Annotated in this window: 20 protein-coding genes and 1 riboswitch; of the genes, 4 read left to right on the top strand and 16 right to left on the bottom strand. The window is 74.3% G+C overall.

Annotated elements, in window-relative coordinates; translation table 11 throughout:
- Positions 1–42: 42 nt before the first annotated feature.
- On the bottom strand, positions 43–1,767 hold the full coding sequence (locus AC3D3D_RS10070) for a GMC family oxidoreductase (RefSeq protein WP_463661938.1): 1,725 nt from the start codon (positions 1,765–1,767) through the stop codon (positions 43–45).
- A gap of 217 nt (positions 1,768–1,984) precedes the next feature.
- On the opposite strand from AC3D3D_RS10070, the gene AC3D3D_RS10065 reads away from it, so the two are divergent.
- Positions 1,985–3,964: an HNH endonuclease signature motif containing protein gene (locus AC3D3D_RS10065; RefSeq protein WP_463661937.1), complete on the top strand. Its 1,980-nt coding sequence runs from the start codon at positions 1,985–1,987 to the stop codon at positions 3,962–3,964.
- A gap of 170 nt (positions 3,965–4,134) precedes the next feature.
- Here the strand turns inward: AC3D3D_RS10065 and AC3D3D_RS10060 are convergent, their stop codons facing one another.
- The 3 genes from AC3D3D_RS10060 to AC3D3D_RS10050 all read right to left on the bottom strand — a co-directional run bounded on the left by AC3D3D_RS10060 (position 4,135) and on the right by AC3D3D_RS10050 (position 7,350).
- Entirely contained in the window at positions 4,135–5,109 is a 975-nt protein-coding gene (locus tag AC3D3D_RS10060; RefSeq protein WP_463661936.1) for a dioxygenase family protein, read from the bottom strand.
- Between the two features lie 75 nt (positions 5,110–5,184).
- Positions 5,185–6,279 (bottom strand): maleylacetate reductase, encoded by a 1,095-nt coding sequence (locus AC3D3D_RS10055; protein WP_463661935.1) that lies wholly within the window; start codon positions 6,277–6,279, stop codon positions 5,185–5,187.
- Positions 6,280–6,498: 219 nt separating this feature from the next.
- Positions 6,499–7,350, bottom strand: a complete 852-nt coding sequence (locus AC3D3D_RS10050) for an SDR family oxidoreductase (protein ID WP_463661934.1) — start codon at positions 7,348–7,350, stop codon at positions 6,499–6,501.
- 105 nt (positions 7,351–7,455) lie between these two features.
- Between AC3D3D_RS10050 and AC3D3D_RS10045 the strand changes: the two genes are divergently transcribed.
- Entirely contained in the window at positions 7,456–7,824 is a 369-nt protein-coding gene (locus AC3D3D_RS10045) for a winged helix-turn-helix transcriptional regulator (RefSeq protein WP_463661933.1), read from the top strand.
- Between the two features lie 121 nt (positions 7,825–7,945).
- On the opposite strand, the gene AC3D3D_RS10040 is transcribed toward AC3D3D_RS10045, so the two are convergent.
- Complete coding sequence (locus AC3D3D_RS10040; protein ID WP_463661932.1) at positions 7,946–8,605, bottom strand: alpha/beta hydrolase; 660 nt, start codon at positions 8,603–8,605, stop codon at positions 7,946–7,948.
- A gap of 123 nt (positions 8,606–8,728) precedes the next feature.
- A complete protein-coding gene (locus AC3D3D_RS10035) occupies positions 8,729–10,042 on the bottom strand; it encodes an MFS transporter (RefSeq protein WP_463661931.1) in 1,314 nt (437 codons plus the stop codon).
- 232 nt (positions 10,043–10,274) lie between these two features.
- Here AC3D3D_RS10035 and AC3D3D_RS10030 point away from each other — a divergent pair, with 232 nt between their 5' ends.
- Positions 10,275–11,192: a glycerophosphodiester phosphodiesterase family protein gene (locus AC3D3D_RS10030; RefSeq protein ID WP_463661930.1), complete on the top strand. Its 918-nt coding sequence runs from the start codon at positions 10,275–10,277 to the stop codon at positions 11,190–11,192.
- Between the two features lie 83 nt (positions 11,193–11,275).
- On the top strand, positions 11,276–11,923 hold the full coding sequence (locus AC3D3D_RS10025; RefSeq protein WP_463661929.1) for a maleylpyruvate isomerase family mycothiol-dependent enzyme: 648 nt from the start codon (positions 11,276–11,278) through the stop codon (positions 11,921–11,923).
- A 12-nt stretch (positions 11,924–11,935) separates the two neighbouring features.
- Here the strand turns inward: AC3D3D_RS10025 and AC3D3D_RS10020 are convergent, their stop codons facing one another.
- The 10 genes from AC3D3D_RS10020 to AC3D3D_RS09975 form a co-directional block, all read right to left on the bottom strand.
- Positions 11,936–13,243 (bottom strand): ABC transporter ATP-binding protein, encoded by a 1,308-nt coding sequence (locus AC3D3D_RS10020; RefSeq protein WP_463661928.1) that lies wholly within the window; start codon positions 13,241–13,243, stop codon positions 11,936–11,938.
- The gene (locus AC3D3D_RS10015) at positions 13,237–15,003 is read right to left on the bottom strand and encodes an ABC transporter permease (RefSeq protein WP_463661927.1); all 1,767 of its coding nucleotides are present in this window, start codon (positions 15,001–15,003) and stop codon (positions 13,237–13,239) included. The genes AC3D3D_RS10020 and AC3D3D_RS10015 overlap by 7 nt, the downstream gene beginning before the upstream one ends.
- Positions 15,000–16,190 (bottom strand): thiamine ABC transporter substrate-binding protein, encoded by a 1,191-nt coding sequence (locus tag AC3D3D_RS10010; protein ID WP_463661926.1) that lies wholly within the window; start codon positions 16,188–16,190, stop codon positions 15,000–15,002. Before AC3D3D_RS10010 ends, AC3D3D_RS10015 begins: the two co-directional genes overlap by 4 nt.
- A 56-nt stretch (positions 16,191–16,246) precedes the next feature.
- Positions 16,247–16,352: riboswitch (TPP riboswitch) on the bottom strand.
- Positions 16,353–16,380: 28 nt separating this feature from the next.
- Positions 16,381–16,656: a DUF4235 domain-containing protein gene (locus AC3D3D_RS10005; protein ID WP_463661925.1), complete on the bottom strand. Its 276-nt coding sequence runs from the start codon at positions 16,654–16,656 to the stop codon at positions 16,381–16,383.
- 82 nt (positions 16,657–16,738) lie between these two features.
- A complete protein-coding gene (gene mnhG / locus AC3D3D_RS10000; RefSeq protein ID WP_463661924.1) occupies positions 16,739–17,119 on the bottom strand; it encodes a monovalent cation/H(+) antiporter subunit G in 381 nt (126 codons plus the stop codon).
- On the bottom strand, positions 17,116–17,502 hold the full coding sequence (locus tag AC3D3D_RS09995; RefSeq protein WP_463661923.1) for an MrpF/PhaF family protein: 387 nt from the start codon (positions 17,500–17,502) through the stop codon (positions 17,116–17,118). The genes mnhG and AC3D3D_RS09995 overlap by 4 nt, the downstream gene beginning before the upstream one ends.
- The gene (locus tag AC3D3D_RS09990; protein ID WP_463661922.1) at positions 17,502–18,272 is read right to left on the bottom strand and encodes a Na+/H+ antiporter subunit E; all 771 of its coding nucleotides are present in this window, start codon (positions 18,270–18,272) and stop codon (positions 17,502–17,504) included. The genes AC3D3D_RS09995 and AC3D3D_RS09990 overlap by 1 nt, the downstream gene beginning before the upstream one ends.
- A complete protein-coding gene (locus tag AC3D3D_RS09985; RefSeq protein ID WP_463661921.1) occupies positions 18,269–19,870 on the bottom strand; it encodes a Na+/H+ antiporter subunit D in 1,602 nt (533 codons plus the stop codon). Before AC3D3D_RS09985 ends, AC3D3D_RS09990 begins: the two co-directional genes overlap by 4 nt.
- Complete coding sequence (locus tag AC3D3D_RS09980; RefSeq protein ID WP_463661920.1) at positions 19,867–20,577, bottom strand: Na(+)/H(+) antiporter subunit C; 711 nt, start codon at positions 20,575–20,577, stop codon at positions 19,867–19,869. Before AC3D3D_RS09980 ends, AC3D3D_RS09985 begins: the two co-directional genes overlap by 4 nt.
- On the bottom strand, positions 20,574–23,645 hold the full coding sequence (locus AC3D3D_RS09975) for a Na+/H+ antiporter subunit A (RefSeq protein ID WP_463661919.1): 3,072 nt from the start codon (positions 23,643–23,645) through the stop codon (positions 20,574–20,576). Before AC3D3D_RS09975 ends, AC3D3D_RS09980 begins: the two co-directional genes overlap by 4 nt.
- Between the last annotated feature and the right edge of the window lie 117 nt (positions 23,646–23,762).

Genomic DNA, 23,762 nt, shown 5'->3' with positions numbered 1-23,762 from the left:
CCCTCGACGGCGGCTCCGGCCTGCGCTCCCGCGAGCCGGCGCTCACCCGAGGTCCTCGGCGAGCCAGCCGGCAGCGAGGTGGCCGAGCGCCATCGCCACGGCCGCCGTCCCGCCGGAGGTGTGGCGGGGTAGCACGGACAGGTCGGCCACGCGCAGCCCGTCGACGCCGCGCACCCGCAGCCGCTCATCGACGACCGCCCCGTCGCCACCCGCGGCGCAGGTCCCGACGGCGTGGTAGATCCCGCCACCGGTGGCGGCGACGACCTCGGCCGCCGCCCGTTCGTCGCCCGGCGGCGCCGCATCCCCCGGAAACTCCTCCCCGACGACGATGCCCGCCAGCGCGGGGGCGGACACGACGTCGCGCGCGAGGGCGAGGCCGCGCGCCGCGAGCGCCCGGTCGTGAGGGTCGGCCAGGCCGGGTGCGCGCAGCTCCGGGGCGGATCCCGGGTCGGCCGACGTGACGTGGATCGAACCGGTCGAGCGCGGGGCAAGGGCGAAGGCCTGGACCATGAGGCCGGCGTGGTCGGCGGGACTGAGTCCCGAGTCGTCCGTGGAGATCTGCGTGAGGAGGAGCTGCAGGTCAGGGACCTGTCCGCCGGAGGAGTCGACGGAGGCGGCGAGGTCGTAGGGCGGCCCGGTGAGTGGTCCGGTGCGGGTCAGGCAGTACTGGAGTGCGGCTGTCACGAGCCCCTTTCTCGTCCTGAGGCGGTCGTTGAGACCGAGCCCCGGGCGGAGTCGCGCCTTGAGGATCACGGACCGCTGCTCGCGCAGACCCTCGCCGACGCGGGGTGAGGCGACGCGGGAGGCGATCCCGGCCGCGCGGAGTCGCTCGGGATCGCCGATCCCCGACCGCTCGAGCAGCTGCGGCGACTCGAGCGCCCCGGCGGTGACCACGACCTGTTCGCGCGCTCGGTGGATGACTCGGCTGCCGCCCGGTCCCACGACCTCCACACCGGTCGCGCGGCCATCCTCGACGACGACGCGCACCGCCGTCCGGCCCGTCAGCACGCGGAGGCCGGATGGTCGTGCCGTTACTCGATCGCTGGTCCGCTCGGAGGCAACGGCGTGCGTGGACGGGCGCCCGGCAGGGCTAGCGGCAGGGCGAGTGGCCGAGCGCGCGGCAGGGCGAGTGGCCAGGCGCGCAGAACCGGCCCCCCTCCCGCGCGGCGGAGCGAGCAACGACGCCGCCGTCAGCCGCCCCCACCGACCCGCGGTGGCCGGAGTCGCGCCGACGCGGGGGCCTGCGGACAGCCGCACGTCGTCGACGGTGGGCACGCCGGCCGGTCCGAGCGCCGTCGCCATCGCCGATACGAGCTCCGAGCCGAACGGTCTCGGCGGATGCACCGGAAGCGCGCTCTCGACGTGGTCGAACGCCGAAGCGAACTCGCGCCACGACCAGTGCGCGCCCAGCTCCGCGGCGAGCCCGTCGTAGAGGTGGGGCTCGCCGCGCAGGTACATCGTGCCGTTGACGAGCATCGACCCGCCGACGCCGCGGCCACGCAGCCAGGTCTCGGCGGGCGGCACCGCGGCGCCGTCCGGTGGCGCCGGGTCGGGCTCGGCCGTGTACCGATGGCTGAGGTTCTCGCGGGTCATGGTGCGGATGAATGCCATCGGTACCTGGATCATCGGGTCGCACCGCCACTCGCCGGCCTCGAGGAGCAGCACGCGTCGGTCTCCGGCGAGACGGGCCGCGAGCGCACAGCCCGCAGCTCCCGCCCCGACCACGATGACGTCGGCCGTCAGGGGCTGGTCGCGTCGTCGGGACATGTCCCGACCGTAGGTCGGATCCGCTCGGGCGCGCGCGAGCGCCCGCCCTGGGTCGGGCGCGGGCGCCCGCCCTGGGTCGGGCGTGCGCACCCTCCTCCGCCGGCCGACGAGGTTTCCACAGGACAGCCTCTTGCAACCTTGTGCACAAGTTGCGCAATTCCCTTGTGCTCGAACATGCGTTCGAGTAGATTGGGTGCATCACGGAGGGGGTGAGGTCATGACGATCGATGCCAGGGCGGGCGAGACGCAGTCGCTCCATGACGCCCAGCTGTCCTCCAAGTTCGCTGCCTGGTCGGATTCGATCGAGGAGTACGACGCCTGGCTCGACTCCTTGCCGTTCCCCGAGGAGCAGTTCGCGCCTCTCGCCGACGACCCCGTTCCGTTCGACGAGCCCTCGTGGGCGGATGCACCGAGCGTCGACCTCCCCACGGACCAGGCACCCACCGCTGAGCACGCGCCTGGTGGCGGGTCCATCGGACCTGAGAGCGGCTCCTCCGGGCCGTCCGCCGCAGCTACCCGTCGCTCGTCCCCGACCGACGGGCCCGCCTCACCGCTCGACGAGCTGAGCACACTCGTCTCCCGCCTCGAGGCCCTCGCCGGCACCGACTGGCACGCGGTCCGTGGCCAGGGTGCCCACGACGCGCTGGACCTGGTCGAGCAGGCGGACCGCCGGCTGGCAGCCACCCGCGCGAGCATCCTGTCGGCGGTCGAGGCCGACGGGCTGTGGACGCTCGACGGGCAGCGGACCTTCGCAACCTGGTTGCGGGACCGCGCGGCCACGACGCGTGCGGCCGCAGGCATCCAGTCACGTCGCTCGCGAGCCCTTCGGGATCACCTTCCCCTCAGCCACGCGGCGCTCCAGGAGGGCAGGATCGGCCTGCGCCACGTCGATGCGCTCGTGAACGAGGGGATCAGGACCCACCGCCTGCAGAGGCAGCTCCGTGAGACCCACCTCGGCGAGGAGTTCCTCGTCGAGAAGGCCGCACTCCTCAACGCCGACGAGTTCACCCGGCTCATCAAGGAGTGGGCGATCGCCGTCGACCCCGACGCCGCCGACCGGGCCTGGCAGGAGGACGACGCCCGCGAGGAGCTCTCGATCGCACCGACGACGGGCGGCTTCCACGTCAACGGTTGGCTCGACGAGCTCTCCGGCCAGGTGGTGACGACCGCTCTCAGCGCGCACATGGGCACCAAGGACGCCGATGACCGTCGCACGCCCAACCAGCGCCGCGCGTCCGCGCTGGTCTCCCTCGCCCACCAGTCCCTCGACGCCGGGGTGCAGCTCAGCCACGCGCGCGTCCGCCCGCACGTGACCGTGACGGTGTCGCTCGAGACCCTCGCCGCGCTCGCGGCCGCCACCGGTTCCGTCGTCCCGCCCGAGGTGCCCGCCTTCGACCTCAACGGCACGCCCGTCCTCCAGCCTGACGTGCCCACCCGCGACACGTTCGGCACACCCACCCACGGACCGGTCGCGCCCGGCGGCAGCACACTCGGCACCGGCTCGCCCGGCGGCAGCACACTCGGCACCGGCTCGCCCGGCGGCAGCACATTCGACACCCGCGTCGTCCCCCGCGTGGTCGAGGACCTCAACGGGATGTCCGAGGAGACCCGTCGGTGGATCCAGAGCTGGGTCCCCGGCGACGACCACGTGATCTCCACCGCGATCGACCCCGGCCGCATGGCGGGCGTCGAGCCGGCGACGCTGGAGGACGGCACGCCGATCCCTCACGCGCTGCTCGCCCGGATGGCCTGCGACAGCTCGCTCTCTCGCGTGATCTTCGGCCCTGAGTCCACGGTCCTCGACGTCGGTCGGGAGAAGCGGATCTTCCCGGCGAACATGACGCGGGCGATCGTCGCCCGCGACCGGCACTGCCAGTTCCCCCGGTGCGACGAACCACCGGGATTCGGCGAGATCCACCATTCGCTGCAGTGGTACCGGGATCACGGACCGACCAGCGTCGAGCACGGCATCCTCCTGTGCTGGCACCACCATGACCTCGTGCATGCCCGGGGCATCACCATCGCGCGCACCGGGGGTCGATGGACCTTCTACAGCCCCGGCGGCAACATGATCGACCCCGACGCACCGCCGCGGCCCACGACCGAGCGAGCACTCGATCCACCTCCACCCGAGGTCACCGCTCCACCACCACCTCGGGATCCCCCGGTCGACGACCCGCTCCCTCTCCTCGAGTAGTCGGGCCCGGTTGGCGTGCCTCCACGGCCGCCCCAGCCGTTACCTCGAGCGACGGCGCCGACCTCGCTGCGCCCTGACGCTCTCGCGCCCTCTCACGCCCCGGTCCGGCACCGTCCCTCGACGGCGGAGCCTGGCCGGGCGACGTCGGCGCGACCTCGCCTGCCCGCGGCTCACCCCACCTCGGGCCGGCCCGTCATCTGCGCAGACGACTTCGGCGCCGCTCCGGAGGGCTCCTGCGCGTCGCCCTCCTCGGCGTGGGCAAGCACGATGTCGAACTCGGCGGACGTCCACTCCCCCTCGACCTCGCGACCGTCGGGGGTCGGCTCGCCGGGGTCGTGCACGACCCAGTCCTTGACGAGGGAGTCCTTCACACCGAACACGGCGTCGGAGTCGAGCAGCTCGTCGCCGCGCACGAAGATGTGCGTGACGAGCCGTCGGTACCCCCGCGCCGTGACCATGAAGTGCAGGTGCGAGGCCCGCATCGGGGAACGGTTGGTTGCCTCCAGCAGCTGCCCCACGGGGCCGTCGTGCGGGATCGGGTACGGCGTCGGCTGCACGCCCCAGAACCGGAACGACCCGTCGTCGTCGGAGAACAGGTGGGCCCGGCCCTCGGTGCGGCCGTCGTCGTACTGGACGTCGTAGAACCCGTCGTCGTCGGCCTCCCACACCTCGATGCGGGCACCCGGGATCGGGCGGCCGTCGACGTCGCGGACGGTACCCGACACCCACGCCGGCGTACCCACCGCACCCTGGGCGATGTCGCCGCCGAGCTCGACGTGCGGTGCGTCCTCGACGAAGAACGGCCCGAACACGGTCGCCTCCGTCGCGTCACCACGAGCCGGCTCGTTGACCGCGACGGTGAGCATGGAGGCCCCGAGCACGTCCGAGAGCAGGATGAACTCCTGACGCACGTCCGTGGTGATGTCGCCGGCCGCGCGCAGGAACGCGATCGCCGCGTCCCACTCGTCCTGGGTGAGCCGCGAGTCCCTGATGAACGCGTGCAGGTGCCGCACGAGCGAGACCAGGACCTCCTTCAGCCGCGCGTCGGGGGTGTCCGCGAAGCTCGCGATCACCTGCTCGAGGACCTGCGTCTCGCGGCGCTCCTGCTCCGAGCCCGGTTCGGGTACGGGCACAACCTTCGCCATCTCATGACCTCCATGTCATGTCTGTGCTGGTGGACAACGTCTCTGCTGGGGCAGTGCGGGGACTGGCGGGCGATGTCAGCCCACCGGGGGCTGCCCCGCCTGCGCGCGACCGAGTAGCTCGCGCAGTTCGTCGACCGTCACCGGCCGCGGGTTCGAGCCCGGGATCTTCTCCAACGCGAGCTCGGCGGCCTCGTCCAGGTCCTCCACGCGCAGCCCGAGATCCGCGAGCGACCGGGGCGCACCGAGCACGTCGTACAGGGCAAGCAGGGCACCGACGGCGTCGGAACCGTCCCCGTACCCGGCCGCGGCGAGCGAGGTCGCCACCCGCCCGGCCGCCTCCGGAGCCGCCCGGGCGTTGAAGGCCAGCACGTGCGGGAGCACCACGGTGTGCAGCGCCGCGTGCTCGAGGTCGAACCGACCGCCCAGGACGTGGCAGATCTTGTGGTGCATGCCCGAGCCGGCCGCGGAGAAGGCGGCGGCCGCGAGGTAGGTCGCGTCCTGCAGGCGGGCGCGCGCGGCAAGGTCGGCGCCGTCCTCGACGACCGGGGCCAGCCCCTGGCCGAGCGCCCGGACACCCTCGGTCGCCCACGCCGTCGACACCGCCGACGCCGACGGCCCCCACAACGAGTCCACGCAATGAGCCATCGCGTTGAGCCCCGAGGTCACCGACAACGCCGACGGCAGCGTCGTCGTCAGCGCGGGGTCGTAGATGACCGACGCCGGCAGCACTCGCGGGTCGGACCCGTTGACCTTCCGCCGGTTCTCGGTGATGCCCCAGACGACGGTCGCCTCGGAACCCGCATACGTCGTCGGGATCGCGACGATCGCCACGTCCTCGGTCAGCGCGACCGCCTTCGCCAGCCCCGTCGTCGACCCGCCACCGAGAGCCACGACAGTGCGGACACCACGCTCACGCACGACGGCCCGCGCCGCCTCCGCAGCATCGGCCGGCACATGCGGCCGCACATCGGTGAAGACCTCCCCGACGTCGAGGCCAGCCTCCACGAGTGCCGCCATCGGGGCCTCCGCGAGACCGCGCTCGCGATCGGAGGCCACGACCAGGACCGGCCCGCCACCGACCGCCTCGACCTCGGCGACGATCGACGAGCTGGATGCGCCCGCACCGGAGATCACACGCTGCGGATGGGCGACGTACGTCGTCGTGCTCATGCTCCACCTTCGACTCGACCACGGGCTGCTGCCGTCGCGCCCGGACCTCGCTGCCCGGGTGGCACCCGAAAAGGGTCGCCCGCCCGCGGATCCTCGTCCAATAGGGAATCCAATGAACGGCCATATCCGACGGCTATACCGGGGATCCGGGAGCGCCCGGTTTCGACAAGTGACCGCGTGGCGCGGGGCCTCGGCGAACCCCGCGCCGCGAGCCTCGCCTCAGACCACCGCGCGCAGGGCGTCGACGAGCGGGGTCGTGGGGCGGCCGAGGAGCTCGGCCAGGGCGGTGTCGCTCGAATCGAGGTCACCGGCGACGATCCCGGTGTCGACGGCGGTGACGAACCCGATGGTGCCGTCGTCGAGCCCGGCGGCCCGCAGGATCTCCGCGTGCTCCTCGGCGCTCACGGGACGGTGGGCGACCTCGCGACCGGCGACCTCGCCGATCGCCGCCGCCACCTGCTCGTAGCTCAGCGACTCACCCGCCAGCTCGTAAGTGCGCCCGGCGTGCCCCTCCCCGAGCAGCACGACGGCAGCGGCCTCGGCGAGGTCCGAGCGGCTCGCGGCGGCCACCCGCCCGGCGCCGACGTTGGAGACGAGCTCGCCGGTCGCCGACGCGGCAGCCACGTTCGCCGCGTAGTTCTCGGCGTACCACCCGTTGCGCAGCAGGACGGAGGTCAGCCCCGCGTCGGCGATCGCCTGCTCGGTCGCCCGGTGCTCGGGGGCGAGCGGCGAGGACGTGGTGTCCGCGTTGATGAGGCTCGTGTACGCCAGCAGAGAGACGCCGGCGCGCGCCGCGGCGTCGATGACGACCTGGTGCTGGGCGGCACGCTTGCCGACCGCGTCGGAGGAGATGAGCAGCACCTTCTCGACCCCCTCGAGGGCCGCATCGACCGTGGCCGGGTCCTCGTAGTCGAGGTGGACCACGCGCACGCCACGCTCGGCGAGGTCCGCCGCCTTCTCGACGGTGCGGGCTCCGGCGACGACGTCGGCCGGGTCGGCGCCCCGCTCGAGGAGGTGGTCGACGACGAGGTGGCCGAGCTGACCCGAGGCGGCGGTGACGAGGATGGACATGAAGACTCCTTGCGGACGATCCGGGAACTGCGTGCGTCACGATCAACGATCGGCGGACTCGCACATTCCCTTCCGCTGGTACCCACTTTTGCGTAAGGTACCTACATGCCGGTAAGTTTTGCGCAGATCCGGGCCTCGTCACCGGGCAGCTTCGCGCCGGAGTGCCCGACCCGCACCGTCCTCGACCACGTGATGAGCCGCTGGGGCGTCCTCGTGCTGTGTGCGCTGTCCGAGGGCACCCTGCGCTGGGGCGAGCTGCGCCGCGAGGTCGGCGGGATCAGCGAGAAGATGCTCGCCTCCACGCTGCGGCGCCTCACCGCGGACGGGATCGTCCACCGCGAGTCCCTCCCGACCGTGCCCCCGCACGTCGAGTACAGCCTGACGCCGCTCGGTGTCGGGCTGATGGAGCGCATGCTCCCGCTCATCGAGTGGGTGGCGACCCACGCGCGCGAGATCGTCGACGGCACCGACTGAACGGGGAGCTCCGGGCGCTGGTACCGGCTCGGGGGCGCGGCGCTCGCCCGGGGCACGGTGCTCGACAGGCCGCGGCGGCCTCCCGGGCAAGCCGCTCGCCCGGCCCGGTCCCTCTCCCGCCTCAGATCGCGACGACGCGACGCACGAGCTCGGCGACCGACTCCACCTGCGCGTCGTCGACGGCGTGCTCGTCCCCGTCCCGCACGACGAGCCGGACGTCGGCCCCGACCTGCGTGAGGGCCGCCGCCGTCTCCTCCACGCGGAACAGCGGCACCCAGGCGTCCTCGGCGGCGATGGACAAGCGCACCGGCAGACCGTCGAGCGCACTCCCGCCCGTCGGCGCGGGCATCTGCCGCGGCCCGACGAACCCGCCGGCCAGCAGCGCCGCCCCCGCCAGACCGGCCGCGGCCGGCTCCTGGAGCAGGAGCGTCGAGAGCAGGCACGCCCCCTGGGAGAACCCGACCACGACGACGCGCTCCCGCGACAGTCCCGCCTCCGCGAGGGCGTCGAGGCCACGGACCGCCGTGTCGAGCGCCCGACCGAGCGCCTCGCGGTTGTCCTCGAGCGGCGAGAGGAACCGCTCCGGGTACCACGTGCCGCCCGCCGCCTGCGGGACGAGCGCGGCCACCGACGGCAGGCCTTCGGGCAGCCGCTCGAGCAGGCGGACCATGTCGCCGGCCCCCTGACCGCGTCCGTGGACGGCAAGGATCCCGACCTCGGCGTCGGCGGGCTCGCTGCCCCACCACCGTGCCTCGACGTCACCCAGCTGGATCTCGCTCACGACATTCCCCCGTCTCGTCCCGACTCGGCACTCCGGGGGAGATCGTGCCAGGTCCGCGGCCTGCGCGACGACGCCTGCCGCCGTCACCGCCGCACGGGGTCACGGGGTCACGGGGTCACGGGGTCACTTGCGATGCGTCCCGTCGTCCTGCCGAACCCGGGCCAGTGTCTCCGGCGCGCCACGCCAGGGCAGCGTCCCGGCCAGGAGCACGACGCCGGCCAGCACGAACGCCCACTCGTACCCGAACCCGTCCACCAGCAGCCCCGAGACGATCGGGCCGAGGATGGTGCCGGTGTCCATCGCCATCTGGCTGCGGGCCACCACGGGACCTCCCGAGCGCTCACGCCCGACGACGTCGGCGAGCACCGCCTGCTGCGCGGGCTGGATCGCCGCAGCCGCGACGCCGCCGAGGGCGCACAGCACCAGCACCATCGCCACGTGGAAGGACAGGCCCAGCACGATCGCGGTCACCGCCGAGGCCAGGAGGCCGCCGATGAGCATCGGCCGACGACCGATGCGATCGATCGCCCGGCCGCTCCACCGCAGGGTCACCAGCGTGCCGACGGCGTAGGTCGCGAGCGCCACGCCCGCCGACCATTGGCCCGCCCCGGCCACCGTGACCACGAACAGCGGGATGATCGAGAGCCGCACGCCCATGTTCGCCCAGCCGTGCGTGAAGCCGGAGACGAGCGAGGCGCGGTAGGCCCGGTCGCGCATCGCCTCGGCCACCCGCATCGGCGGCTGCGCCGGCTCCGCCTTCTCGCGCTCCTTCGCCGCCTCGCGCTCGGCCCGGGAGGGGCGCACGAACACGGCGACCACGGCCGCCGCCACCAGCAGCCCGACGCCGTAGATGACGAAGGGTGCGCGCAGGCCGAGCCCGGACAGCGCCGCACCGAGCACGGGCCCGAAGACGTTGCCCAGGAGGAACCCCGAGCCGAACAGCGCCGACGCCCGCCCCCGCTTGGCCACCGGGGCGAGCGTGATGACCAGCGAGGCAGCGGAGATGGTGAACATCGTCGAGCCGATCCCACCCAGGCCGCGGAAGACGAGCAGCTGCCAGTAGTCGCCGGCGAAGGCGCTCGCGCCGGTCGAGAGCGCGACGATCACCAGCCCGGCCACGTAGACGAGCCGCGGCCCGAGGCGCCCCACGAGGCTGCCGCCGACGGGGGCGAACACGAGCCGCATGAAGGCGAAGGCGGAGACCACCACCGTCGCGGCCGTGACCCCGACGCCGAACGAGCGCGCGTACGTCGGCAGCACGGGCGCGACGAGCCCGTAGCCCATCGCCACGATGAACGAGGCGACGACGAGGAACCAGATCTCCCGCGGCATCGGCTCCTGCTCGGCCGGTACGGGCGGCCCGCCCGCGACCACCGGCTCGCCCGCCGTCGTGGCGTCGTCGGAGGGGACGGGATCGGGGCCGGGTGTCGTCGTCATCTCCGGCTCATTGTCGCCCACCCTGACCCGGGCGCCGAGGTGCCTCCGCTCACGGCCGAACGGGTCGGCGGCGCCTCGGCGAGGGCCCGGTGGCGGCCCCGCGTCAGCCCGGCGGCGCCTCGGCGACGTCCGGGAGACGCCCCGGAGACGCCCGGTGGGCGACTCGGTGAACAGTTCGTGATCCTCGCGCGGATCGGCCGGCGACGGCCTCGCCCGGGGCGAGGATGGCGCTGTGGCCACCCTGGCGGAACCCGCGAAGCACTACCGTCACTCGCCGCTCGCAGCACCGGCAGCACCCGGCGAGGTCGAGCTGTCACCCTCGCACCCCTCGGCGCCGTCGCCGGCCGGGCACGACCGCCACCCCGCCATCCAGACGCCCTACGGCGCGCACCCCGGTCCGTGGGCGATCGCCCACCGCGGCGGCCTCACGAACGCCGCCGAGAACACGGTGGGCGCCTTCGCCCGGGCCTCGCTCGCCGGGCTCACCTACCTCGAGACGGACGTCCGGGTCACCTCCGACGGCGTCGCCGTCGCCTTCCACGACGCCACCCTCGACCGCGTCACCGACCTGCGCGGACCCGTGGCGGCACGCACCTGGGCCGAGCTGTCGACCACGCGGGTCCTCGGCGCCGAGCCGGTCGCCCGCATCGAGGACCTGCTGGCGTGGTTCCCGGACGCCCGGTTCATCATCGACCTCAAGGAGGAGGCCGCCATCGAGCCGCTGGTCGCCGCGGTGCGGCGCACGCGCTCGGCGGCCCGGGTCTGCGTAGCCGGCGCCTTCGACGGCTGGCTCGCCGCCGTGCGCGACCGGGCGGGCGTCGCCTCGGCGATCGGCTGGCAGTCCCTGTTCACCCTCTACGGCGCCGCGCTCGCCGGGGTGCGGCCGCCGCGGCGCGTCGCCGAGGGCGGGTCCTACGCGCACGCGGCCTGGCGCCTGCGGCGCGCCGTCCTCATGGGCAACCCGCGCGTCGCCGAGCGCCTCGTCCAGATGTCGCACGAGCTGGGCCTGCGGGTCGTCGCCTGGACGGTCGACGCACCGGGCGACGTGCGGCGCCTGCTCGACCAGGGCGTCGACGGGATCATCGCCGACGACGCCGTCGGGCTCGCCGCGACCTTCGCCGCGACGGGCCGCGCGCCCGTCGGTCGCTGACCGATACGGACCGCCACCGGTCGTGGCACCCTGGCACTATCGGCGCCACCGTCCGAGCGGCGGCCGCGACGGGAGGGAGCGCCATGGAGACCTGGGACCGGGACCGGCTGTGGCAGGCGATCGCGCAGGAGCGGGCCCGCCTCGCCCGCGATCTCGAGCCGCTCACCGACGAGCAGTGGCAGGTCCGCTCGCTCAGCAGCGACTGGACGGTCGAGCAGACCCTCGCCCACCTGACCGCGGCGGGCACCACGGGATTCTTCACCTGGCTGCGTTCGATGGTGGGCTCCCGGTTCCGCACCGACGTGCACAACGCGCGGCTGCTGGCGCGGCACCTCGGGTCGACGCCGGCCGAGACGCTCCGGCACTTCCGTGCCACCATCCCGAGCCGGGTCGAACCCTCCCGCACGACCTGGGCGTGGCTCGGCGAGGTCGTCGTGCACGGGATGGACATCCGCACCCCGCTCGGCATCGCCACGGTGCCCGACCCCGAGGCGGTCGAGCAGGTCGCCATCGGCTACGCCGCCAAGGACTGGGCGGTGAACTCGCGATCCGCCGTCGAGGGACTCGAGCTCGTCGCCACCGACGGCATCTTCCGCACCGGTGAGGGCCCGCGGGTCACCGGGACCACGCTCGAGCTCGTCATGGCGATGGCCGGACGGCGCACGTACGTCGAACGGCTCGAGGGGCCCGGCGTGGCCGAGCTCCGCGCACGGTTCCCCGAGGCGGCCTGAGGGCGGGGCGCCTCAGCCGGCCGGAGCCTCCCCCACCCGCACGACGCCGGAGCGCAGCACCGCAACCCGGCCCCGCACCTCGGGCACGGGGCTCGACGGGTCTCCCGCCGACGTCGCACGGTCCTCCATCGAGGTCGGCGGCACGCTGCCCCGCGGCACCAGGGCCCGGGCCGGCTCACCGTCGGTGGGTGCGAGGTCGGTCAGCTCGACGTCGGCCCAGGTCCGGCCGCGCACGTGCCGCACGCCCCGCACACGCACCGGGAGGTGGGCCACGACCTCCTCGTCGGGGCCGCGGGTCGAGTCGCCGGAACGACCGGCGCCCTCGTCGACACCCCCGCCGGCACCAGCGCCGGCCTGGTGATCGGCCTGGCCCCCGACGCCGTCGCCGGGATTCCCGCCGACACCGCCGGCAGTCCTGCCAGCACCATCGCCGGCGTCACCGTCGTCGCGCCCCGGGCCACTCTCGCCTCGTCCGAGGAGCACGAGCGCGCCCGGCGCGAGCGCCACCTCCCCCGCGCCGAGGCCGAGCCGCTCCGCGGCCAGCACCGGGCCGTGCCCGAGGAGCTCGGCCACCTCGCGGTCGGCAGGGGCGTGCCACAGCTCGGCCGGCGTCGCGACCTGCCTGAGCCGACCGCCGGAGAGCACCGCGACCCGGTCGGCCACGGTGGAGGCCTCGTCGAGGTCGTGGGTGACGTGCACCGCGGTCGTCCCGGCCGCCCGCAGGATCGCCGCCAGGTCCACCGCCAGGCGCTCGCGAAGCGCACGGTCGAGGGCCGAGAGCGGCTCGTCGAGCAGCAGCACGCGGGGGCGCGGCGCGAGCGCTCGGGCCAGCGCGACCCGCTGCGCCTGCCCGCCGGACAGGGTCGTCACCGGACGGTCGGCGAGGTCGGCGAGCCCGACCAGCTCGAGCAGCTCCGCCACCCGGGCGGCGCGGGCGGCCCGGTCCGGACGACGTGCCGCAGGGATCGAGCGCAGCCCGTAGGCGATGTTCCCGCCGACGTCGAGGTGGTCGAAGAGCTGGCCGTCCTGGAAGACCAGGCCGACCCCCCGGCGGTGCACCGGGACCCCGGCGAGGTCCGCCCCACCGATCCGCACGCTCCCACCGTCGAGCGGCTCGAGGCCCGCGACCGCCCGCAGCAGGGAGGACTTCCCCGACCCGGAGGCGCCCACCAGGGCGAGCACCTCACCGGGAGCGACGTCGAGGCTCACCCGGTCCACGGCCCGCAATCCGCTCGGGTAGACCACCGAGACCTGCTCGACGTCGAGGCCCGCCGCCCGTGCCGGTTCCGGCTCCGGCACGCGCCCTGCTCCTGTCACCATCCGACGTCTCCTTCCGCCCGGGCCCGCTCCGCGAGCGCCATGATCGTCGCCGTCGTCGCGGCGAGCAGCACCGCCGCGGCCATCGCCGCCCCGTGGGTCTCCGCGCCCGGTCGCCCGAGCAGCCGCACGACGGCGACCGGCAGGGTCGGGTCCGTCGACCGCGCGAGGAAGCTCGTCGCACCGAACTCGCCCATCGACACCGCGAAGGCGAAGCCCGTGGCGACGCCGCCGGCCCGCAGCAGGTGCGGGCCGTCGATCGTCACGAGCACCCGCCACGGCGTCGCCCCGAGGGTGGCGGCCGCCTCCCGCTCACCGGCGGCGACGGACCGCAGCACCGGCACCACCGTGCGCACCACCAGGGGCACGGCCACCACCGCCTGCACGACCGGGACCGCCAGCGCCGAGCCGCGCAGGTCGAACGGCAGCCACCCGGACATCAGCACGAAGCCGAAGCCGACCGTCACCGCCGAGACCCCGATCGGCAGCATGACCAGGGTGTCGAGCACCGAGCCGGTGGCACCGCCCCGCGAGCGGCGGGCGCCTCCCCGCGGTCGGCCGGTCGCGGCGCCCCACGGGCGGCGGGCGACACCACCTCGGGCACGGCGTGCGGCGCCTCCCCGACCACCACTCGTCACCGGCTCCGCGCCCGGGCGCCCCGCGACGACGAGGGCGGCCAGCAGCCCGACCACGAGCGAGACGACGGTGGCGTCGACCGCCGACCGCAGCGAGAGCTCGGTGGCCTCGAGCACGGAGCGCGGCAGGGCCCCGCCGACGTCGGTGGCCAGGGCCCGGAAGTGGTCGAGCGTCCATGACCCGTCCGCCGCCCGCAGCGACCGTTCGACCAGCCCGAGCATCGGCGTCACGAGCAGCCCGAGCACCACCGCGGCGGTGACGAGCACCGCGGGCAGGGTCCGCGTCTCGCGCAGGCTCAGCGGCGTGGGCGGGCGGGGCCGCAGCCGCGCCGGCGCCGAGCGCAGCCGCCCGGCCAGCACCATCGCCGCGACCACCACGAGGATCTGCACGAGGGAGAGCACGGCGGCGGCCCGCAGGTCGAGGTTGCGCGAGGCCTGCCGCCAGATCTCGGTCTCCACCGTCGACCAGCCGAGCGGCGCCAGGCTCCGCACGATGCCGTAGGAGGTCGCGCAGAACAGGGCCACGAGGGCGGCCGCCGAGGCGATCGCGGGGGCCAGCGCCGGCAGGGTGACGGTGCGCAGCGTCCGCCACGGCGAGGCACCCAGGGTGCGCGCGGCCTGCTCGGTGCGCGGGTCGAGCGCCGCCCAGGCCGGCCCCACCACGCGCACGACCACCGAGTAGTTGAAGAACACCAGCGCGGCGAGCAGCGCCCACGGCGTGCGGTCCAGGCCCAGCGGCCCGAGCAGCCCCGCGGGCGCGAGGACCGCCCGGAAGGCCACCCCCACCACCACCGTGGGCAGCACGAAGGGCACCGCCACCACCGCGCGCACGAGGCGGCGCCCCGGGAAGGTGCGCCGGTAGAGCACGTAGGCACCGGGCACGCCCAGCACCACGGCGCACGCCGTGGCCGCGAGCGCCTGGACCACGGTGCGCACCAGCGCCTCGATCGTCGACGGTCGCGCGAGGATCTCGAGGAACGGGTCGCCCGCGGGGATGCCGGGGATCCGCTCGCCGGGCAGCAGCCCGTGCACCACGAGCACCGCCACCGGGGCGAGGAAGAAGGCCGCGAGGAAGAGGACCGGCACCCCGACGGCGAGGGCGCGCGCGGCCCGCCGAGCCGGGCTCACCCGGCGACGGCCTCGTCCCAGGCGCGCAGCCACTCCTCCCGGCCCGCCTCGATCTCGGCGGCCGGGACACCGAGCGGCTCCTCGGCGGGCGGCGCGAACTCGGCCCACTCCTCGGGCAGCGCGGCGGCGTCGTCGACGGGGTACATGTACATCGACCCGGGCAGCGCGGCCTGGACCTCCTCCGAGAGCAGCCAGTCGACGACGGCGCGCGCCCCCTCGGGGTTCGCCGCCCCCGCGACCACGCCCGCGTACTCCACCTGCCGCACGCACGTGTCCATCACCGCCGCGGTGGTCGAGGCGGAGCCGTCCTCGGTGAGGGTGGCGGCCGGCGAGGAGGAGTAGGACAGGGCGACGGGTCGGTCGCCGCCGACCACGGTGAAGTCCACGTAGTAGGCGTCCGACCAGGAGTCGACGACGCGCACCCCGTTGTCCGCCAGGCGCTGCCAGTACCCGGCGAACCCGTCCTCGCCGTACTCGGCCACGGTCGCGAGCAGGAGGGCCATGCCCGGGGAGGAGGTGTTGGGGTCGGTGACGACGGTGAGGTCGGCGTAGGCGGGGTCGGCGAGGTCCTCGAGGTCCGTCGGCGCGGGGCGGCCGTCCTCGGCGAACCAGGCGGTGTCGACGTTGAGGCAGACGTCGCCGAAGTCGATCGGGGTCAGCTCGTCGCTGCCCTCGAGCAGGAGGTCCTGCGCGGAGTCCGGCAGCGCGGGCGAGATGTAGGGCTCGAGCACCCCGCCGTCGATCGCGCGCGTGGCGTAGGCGTTGTCGATGCCGTAGACGACGTCGGCGCTCGGGCTGCCCGCGGAGAGCAGGAGCTCGTTGACGACGCTGCCGGCGTCGCCCGGCGCGGTGACGACGAGCGTGTAGCCCGTGTCCTGCTCGAACTGCGCGACGAGCTCCTCGGGGATGTTGAAGGAGTCGTGGGTGACCAGGGCGACCTCGCCGCCGCTGCCGGAACCCCCGTTGCCGGAGCCGCCGCCCGCGGCCTCGCCGCTGCCGCTCTCCGTGCCCGCCTCGTCGCTGCCACTCCCCGGTGCCGGGTCGTCGGAGCTGTCCCCGCCGCCGAGGGAGCAGCCGGCGAGGGTCAGCGCCAGGGCGGTGGCGCCGAGGAGCCGCGCCGGGCGGACGCGGGCGGTGATCGTCGTCGTGCGGGTGCTGCTGGTCGTACCGGTGATGCTGCTGTGCATGGCCTGCCTCCCGTGTGGGTGCGCAGGGTTCGTCGTCGCGGCGGGTGCCGCGACGACGGAGAGAAGTCCCGACTACCTCCGCCGGTGCTAACCGGATCAGGTTCGAGGGTCTGCGGCGTGCCGCACTCTCAGCGCCACGTGGGCGCTCCCCTGTCGTTCGCCGGCCATGCTACCCCGGCGAGGCGGGGCCTCAGTCGTCGTCGGTGAGTTTGGCCAGCTCGAGCTCCGCGGGCTTGTACCACTTCGCGGCCTGGCGCGTGGCGAGCTGACGGATGAGCCCGATGACGGCGCCCGAGACGGCGGAGAAGATGACGATCTCGACCAGCGAGACCGAGTCGTCGCCGTCGATGGCCTCCGGCGGCTCGTGCCCGGTCACCGCGACCCAGCCCTTCTGCAGGATCTTGTTCGCGGCGATGCCCGCGACCGCGCCGGCGCCGGTGCTGACGATCTTCCAGCCGATGTCCATCTCTGCCCTCCGTGGTCCGGGACGGGCGTCCCGGGGGTTGTCGGTGTCCCGCACGGTCGGCCGTGCGCTCCCGCTGGGACGATCATGCCCCAGTCTGCTTGTACGCGTGGTCCCCTCCGGCGGCCTCGATGTCCTCCGCCAGCTCGTCGGCCACGAGCGCCGACCGGTCCACGCGACCGGTGCGGTAGCCGCCGCGCCCGGCCATGTGCGCGCTGATCGGTGCGGTGAGGAACTGGAACGCGACGACGAGGACCAGGGTCCACCCGATCCGGGAGTCGCGCACCTCGAGAGCCACGCCGATCATCAGCAGGGACAGGCCGAGCACCTGGGGCTTGGCCGCAGCGTGCATGCGCGCGAACAGGTCCGGGAACCGGACCAGCGCGACCGCCGCGACCAGGACGAGCAGGGAACCCGCCACGAGGAAGACACCGCCGAGCACCGAGGCCACCGCCGTCCAGCTCATGACTGCTCCTCCCCCGTCACGCGCGGCGACTCCGGACCGTGCACCGGCGCGTCGTCGTCGTCCATCTCCCGCTCGCGCTCGAGCACCTGCTCGAGCTCCTCCTTGGTGAGGATGCGCGCCTCGTCGGACCGCTCCACCGAGGTGAACCGCGCGATCGTCACCGTGGTGAGGAAGCCGACCAGCGTGAGCACCACGAGGATCGGCACGTAGGCCGCGCTCCCGGTCCAGGCGATGAGCAGCGCGATGAGCGCCACGACGGACGCGGTGACGACGTCGGTGGCCACCGCGCGGTCGAGGGTCGAGGGACCGCGCTCCATCCGCGCCAGCGCGACGAAGATCGCGAGCACGACGATGCCCAGGCACACGTAGACGACGATCTCCATCAGGCCTCACCTCCCGTGCTCGTCCCGGCCGGGTCCTCGGCCGGCGCGGAGGCTGCGGCGCCCTCGACCGAGGGGGCCGGCAGGCGTCCGGCGCGGCGCGACCAGCCGGGGCGGAAGCCGGCGTCGACCAGCTGGTCGTCGGTGGCGAAGGCACGCAGCAGGCGCTCCTCCTGGGCGAGCACGTCGGCGTGCGCCTGCTCGAGACCGCCGGCGACGTCGACGTCGAGGATGTGCATGTAGAGCATCCCGGAGTTGCGCATGGCCTCGACCACCAGCGAGCCGGGCACGAGCGAGCACATGCCGCCGGTGGCGGTGAGGATGAGGTCGGAGTGCGAGCGCATCTGGACGCGGATGACGGCGCCGCGCGGCGCCCGCCCCCGCACGACCAGCGTGACGATGTCCCAGGAGGCGACGAGCACCTCCTTGACGAACACCGCGGCGAGCACGACGACCGCCAGCGGCCGCACGGTGGTGCGTCCGGTGGCCCGCGGCATCGGCATGAGGATCGTGACGAACAGCGCCAGCGCGAAGCCGGCCACGAGGTTGCCCAGCGAGAGGTCGCCCCACAGCAGCACCCACACCACGGTGAGCCCGATGACGAGCTTCCACGACGTCGGGGCCAGGCGCCGTCGGGCGGCGGCCGTGCGGCGGCGCCGGCCCCAGGCGGCGCGGGCGCCGGGCCGGTGGCTGCCCGACGGGCGCGCGGAGCTGGTGCGCGGGTCGGCGGCGGTCTCCACCCCGGCCCGGCCCGGGGTGTGGCGGTCGGTCACGGGACACCCTCCTCTCCGAGCGACGGCTCCTCGCTCGGGGTCTCCACGGGCAGGTCGCCGGACTCCTCGCCCTGCTCGGCGACCTCGTCGGAGATGCCGTCGCCCCGCTCGCCGCCCGGCAGGACGGCCGCGATGTAGGGGGTGCGCAGCATGAGGTCGCGTGCGGCGGTGTCCGCGTAGCGCACGATCGGGCCGGCCGCCACCGAGATGGCCAGCGACAGGGCGACGACGGCGCCCGCCGAGACGGTCATCGTCCGCGGCGAGGGGGTGCCCTGGAGCTCCTCGGGCGCCTCCTGCCAGAAGGCCATGTTCCACGCCTTGACCACGGCGTAGAGGGTGAGCAGCGAGGTCACCAGGCCACCCGCGACGAGCATCCAGGACATCCACGAGCCGTCCTCGGCGGCGGCCTGCATGAGGCCGACCTTCCCCAGGAAGCCGGTGAACGGCGGGATGCCGGCCAGGTTGAGCGCCGGGACGAGGTAGAGCACCGCCAGCAGGGGGGCGAGCCGGGCCAGCGAGCCGAGCCGGACCAGCGACGTGGTCCCGCCGCGCCGCTCGATGAGCCCGGCCACGAGGAACAGGCCGGTCTGGACGGTGATGTGGTGGGCGACGTAGAAGATCGCGGCCGACAGCCCCGCCGTCGTGGCCGTGCCGACGCCCCAGATCATGTAGCCGATGTGGCTGATGAGCGTGAAGGACAGCAGTCGCTTGAGGTCGGCCTGCGCGACGGCGCCGAAGATGCCGATGAGCATCGCCGCCAGGGCCACCCACATGAGGACGGGGCTGAGCCGGTCGTCGCCGAAGAGGGTGATCTGGGAGCGGATGATCGCGTAGACGCCGACCTTGGTGAGCAGGCCCGCGAAGACCGCGGTCACCGGCGCCGGCGCCGTCGGGTAGGAGTCGGGCAGCCAGGCGGACAGAGGGAACAGGGCGGCCTTGATGCCGAAGGCGACCAGCAGCACCGCCTCGAGGACGATGGTCACCCCGGGGTCGAGCTCGGGCAGGCGCTGCGCGAGCTGGGCCATGTTGACCGTGCCCGCGGCCGCGTAGACGAAGGCGATGCCGGCGAGGAACACCAGCGAGGAGACCAGGGAGACGATGACGTAGACCGTGCCCGAACGGATCCGGTCGCGCGTGCCGCCCAGGGTGATGAGCACGAAGCTCGCCACCAGCAGCATCTCGAAGCCGACGTAGAGGTTGAACAGGTCCCCGGCGAGGAAGGCGTTCGACACGCCGGCCGACAGGACGAGGAAGGTCGGGTGGAAGATCGTCACCGGCGCGCCCTCGTCGCCGTCGGCGAGATTCTGCGCCAACGCGTACACGAGGACGGCCAGGGTGACCGCCACCGAGACCACGAGCATGAGCGCGGAGAGCCGGTCGGCAACCAGGACGATGCCCACCGGCGCCGACCAGCCGCCGATGTTGAGCACGACCGGGCCGGAGTCGACGGCCACCAGCAGCACGATGGCCACGGCCAGGACGATGCTGAGCACGGACACCGAGATGATGCCCTGCGCGCGACGGAAGCGGGCGAGCACGAGCGAGCCGCCCGCACCGAGGATGGGCAGCATGACCGGGACGGCGAGGAGCCAGCTCATGAGCGTGCCTCCCCGTCGTGCTCACCGGCGCGGCGCCGGTCGCCGCCCGAGCGCCGGTCGTCGCCGCGCCCGTCGCGCGAGCCCCGGTCGTCCGCGCGATCGCCGCCTGCGCGCCCGTCGCGCGCGTCCGTCCGCGCCGGCCGGTCGACCTGCTCGGCGCCCACGGCCGCCCGGGGCACGCCGCGCACGCCGACGCGGGTCTCGGCCGACCCCGGCGGCGGCGGTGCGTGGCTCGCCCGGCCCGAGCCGTGCTCGGTGTCGGTCTCGTCGAAGGTCGTGGCGGCCTCCTGCTCGAGGGTGGATCCGGAGTCGTCCGTCGAGCGCGCGTCGAGCTCGTCGCGGGCGGCGCGGCGCGCGATGCGCCGGTCCTCGAGGTCGTCCTGCACCTCGTCGTGGCCGTTGAGCTGCCAGGAGCGGTAGGCCAGCGCCAGGAGGAAGGCGGTGATGCCGAGGCTGATGACGATGGCGGTGAGGATCATCGCCTGCGGCAGGGGGTCGGACATGTCCTCGGCATCGGTGGTGCCGATGAGCGGCGGGTCCCCGGCGCGACCGCCGGCCACGAGGATGAGGACGTTGATGCCGTGGGTGATGAGGCTCGCGCCGATGACGATGCGCGAGAGCGAGCGCTCGAGGACGAGGTACACGCCGGTCCCGATGAGGACCGCGACGACCACGAGGAGCGCCACCGAGGGGCTGGTGTCGATCACTGCCTCTCCCTCCCCTGGTCGGGCGTCGCGCCGCCGGCGCGCGCGGTGGTAGCGGCCTGGTCCTGGAGCTCGTCGTCGACCTCGTCGCGCCGGTCGACGCCGGCGACCCGGTCGTCCGCGGCGCGCGCGGGGTCGTCGTGGGACAGGTCGGGGGCCTGCTCGCCCTCGAGCTCGCCGTGCCGGTCGACCTCGGCGCCCAACGAGCGCAGGATGTCCAGCACCAGGCCGACGACGACGAGGAACACGCCCAGGTCGAAGCCCAGCGAGCTGACGACGTGCACCTCGCCGAAGGGCCACAGGTGGAAGTAGGCGTCGACGCTCTGCAGGATCGTGCCGCCGAAGGCCAGCGGGGTCAGGCCGGCGACGGCGGCGACCACCAGGCCGGAGCCGAGCAGGTGCCCGGGGTGCAGCGGCAGGGCCTCCGCCAGCTCGAACCGTCCGCCGGCGAGGTAGCGGACCACCAGCGCGATCCCGGCGACGATGCCGCCGGCGAACCCGCCGCCGGGTGCGTTGTGGCCGGAGAAGACGAGGTAGAGGGCGAAGATCATCAGCGTGTGGAAGATCAGCCGCGCGCCGATCTCGAACATCACCGAGCGCCGCACCGGGGCCAGGGTGGCGCTCGCCGCGAGCCACCGCTGGTTGCGCTGCGGGTCGCGCAGGGCGGGGTCGGGCGTGGCCTTGTAGCGCTGCACGCGCACGCCCGCGGCCGGGTCGGGGTACTCGGCCCACACCCCGGGGGTGCCCTGCCTCGGCTCCACGCGCCGCTCGATCCTGCCCACGCGCATGCGGACGAAGACGAGCGAGGCGATGCCCGTGGCGGCGGCGACGATCACCGAGATCTCGCCGAGGGTGTCCCAGGCGCGGGTGTCGACGAGGGTGACGTTGACGATGTTCGAGCCGTAGCCGTACTCGTAGACCTCGCCCGGGAAGTCGACCGTGACCGGCGGGTGGATCCGCCCACCGGTCATGAACAGGGCCACCACAGTCACGGTCACGCCCACCCCGGAGCCGATGATCACCCGCATCCACCGGGAGGCCGCCAGCGGCCGGTTGGAGAAGTAGGCGGGCAGGCGGCGCAGCACGAGGACCAGCACGACCACCGTCACGGTCTCGACGACCGCCTGGGTGAGCGCCAGGTCCGGGGCACCGTGGAGGATGAACAGCAGGGCGACGCCGTACCCGGCGACCCCGAGCAGCAGGACGGCCTTGAGCCGGCGGCGCGAGCGGGCCGCCAGCAGGGCGGACACGCACACCATCGCGGCGACGGCGACCTGCAGCGGCGAGTCGGCCACCCGCAGGCTCGCGGGGACGCCGCCGGGGAACAGCACCAGCGCCGAGAGGACGGCGGCGACCAGGGTGACGAAGATCGTCGAGACGTAGGCGGGCAGGGAACCGCGCTGCGTCAGCGCCGTGACGTCGGCCGCGAAGTGGTCCAGCCCCACCAGCGAGCGCCGGTAGACGCCCTCCGCGCCGGCGTGGTCCGGGAGCACGGCCTGGGCCCGCTCGACCTGGCTGCGGAAGGTGAACAGCACGACGCCGCCCACGATCACCAGGACCGTGAGCCAGAACGCCGGCCCGACGCCGCCCCACAGGGTGAGGTGGCCCGGCTCGCCCGGGTGGGTGTCGGCGTGCGGGGCGAGGAAGTGCTCGACCCGAGCGGGCACGAGGCCCGCCGCCAGCGAGAGCGCGGCCAGGAGCACCGGGGGCGCCATGATGAGCCGGGAGCGCCGGGGCACCTCGGTGGACTCGACGCCCCGCTTCGTGCCGAAGGCCCCCCACCACAGGCGCAGCCCGTAGGCCAGGGTGAGGATCGAGCCCAGCACGACACCGACGAGGACCACGGTGTCCACGGTGGAGCCGCCGTGCAGGAGCGCCTCGAGGGCGGCCTCCTTGCCGACGTAGCCCAGGGTGGGCGGCAGCCCGGCCATGGAGGCCGTGGCGATCCCGGCGACGACGGCGAGCACCGGCGTCTGTCGGCCCAACCCGGAAAGCTTACGCAGGTCACGGGTGCCGACCGCCCAGTCGATGATGCCCACCGACAGGAACAGGCAGGACTTGAACAGGGCGTGGGCGAGCAGCAGGGTGAGGCCGGCCAGGGCCACCCCGCGGTCGCCGTGGCCCACGAGCGTGACGAGGAACCCCAGCTGGGAGACGGTGCCGAAGGCCAGGACGAGCTTGAGGTCGTGCTGGCGCAGCGCTCGGTAGCCGCCGATGAGCAGCGTGGCCAGGCCGAAACCCAGGACGACCACCTGCCACGAGGTGCTGTCGGCCAGGCCGGGGGCGAGCCGGGAGACGAGGTAGACCCCGGCCTTGACCATGGCGGCGGCGTGCAGGTAGGCCGAGACCGGCGTCGGGGCGGCCATGGCGGCCGGCAGCCAGAAGTGGAACGGCACGAGTGCGGACTTGCTGATCGCGCCGACGAGCACGAGCACGATCGCGGTCTCCAGCAGCGGCCCGTCGGCGAGGCGTCCCTCGGCGCCGGCCTGCACGAGGCCGGAGAGCCGGTAGGACCCGCCCTCCATCTCGCCGAGCGCGACGAGGCCGGCGAGCATCGCCAGGCCGCCGAGCGTGGTGACGAGAATGGCCTGCACCGCGGCGCGCCGCGCGGACTGCCGGTCGAAGGAGTGCCCGATGAGCAGGAAGGAGAAGACCGTGGTCAGCTCCCAGAACACGTACAGCAGGAGCGTGTTGTCGGTGGTGACCAGGCCGAGCATGGCACCGGCGAAGGCGACGAACACGCCCGCGAAGCGGGGCAGACCGCTGGCCGTGCGGGAGAAGTAGGCCGCGCAGAAGACGAGCACGAGCGCACCGACGGCGCCGACCACGATCGTCATCAGCCACGACAGCGGGTCGAGGCGGAAGTCCAGGTGCAGGTCGAAGCCGGGCACCCAGGCCACGAACTGGGTGGGGCCCTCGCCGTCGAGCACGGAGCGGGTGTGCCACAGCGCCCAGCCCGCCGCGGAGGCGGGGGCGAGCGCGAGCAGGAGGAAGGCCGAACGGCCCAGGCGGGCGACGAGCGCCGGCGCGACCAGTGCCACGAGAGCATGGAGCACCAGCAGCTCGAGCATGGGCTGTCCCCCATCGTGGTCGCGGGTGCGGCGGCAGCCCCCGACCGGCGGACAGGTCCCGGACCACCGGGCGTGCGGGACGGTCCGCGCCGGTGCGACCGGCGGACGGGGATAGGC

The organism is Georgenia sp. X1117 (genome assembly GCF_057784635.1).
Note: the sequence above shows the minus strand (reverse complement) of the source record. Positions and strands in the feature narration are given on the sequence as shown.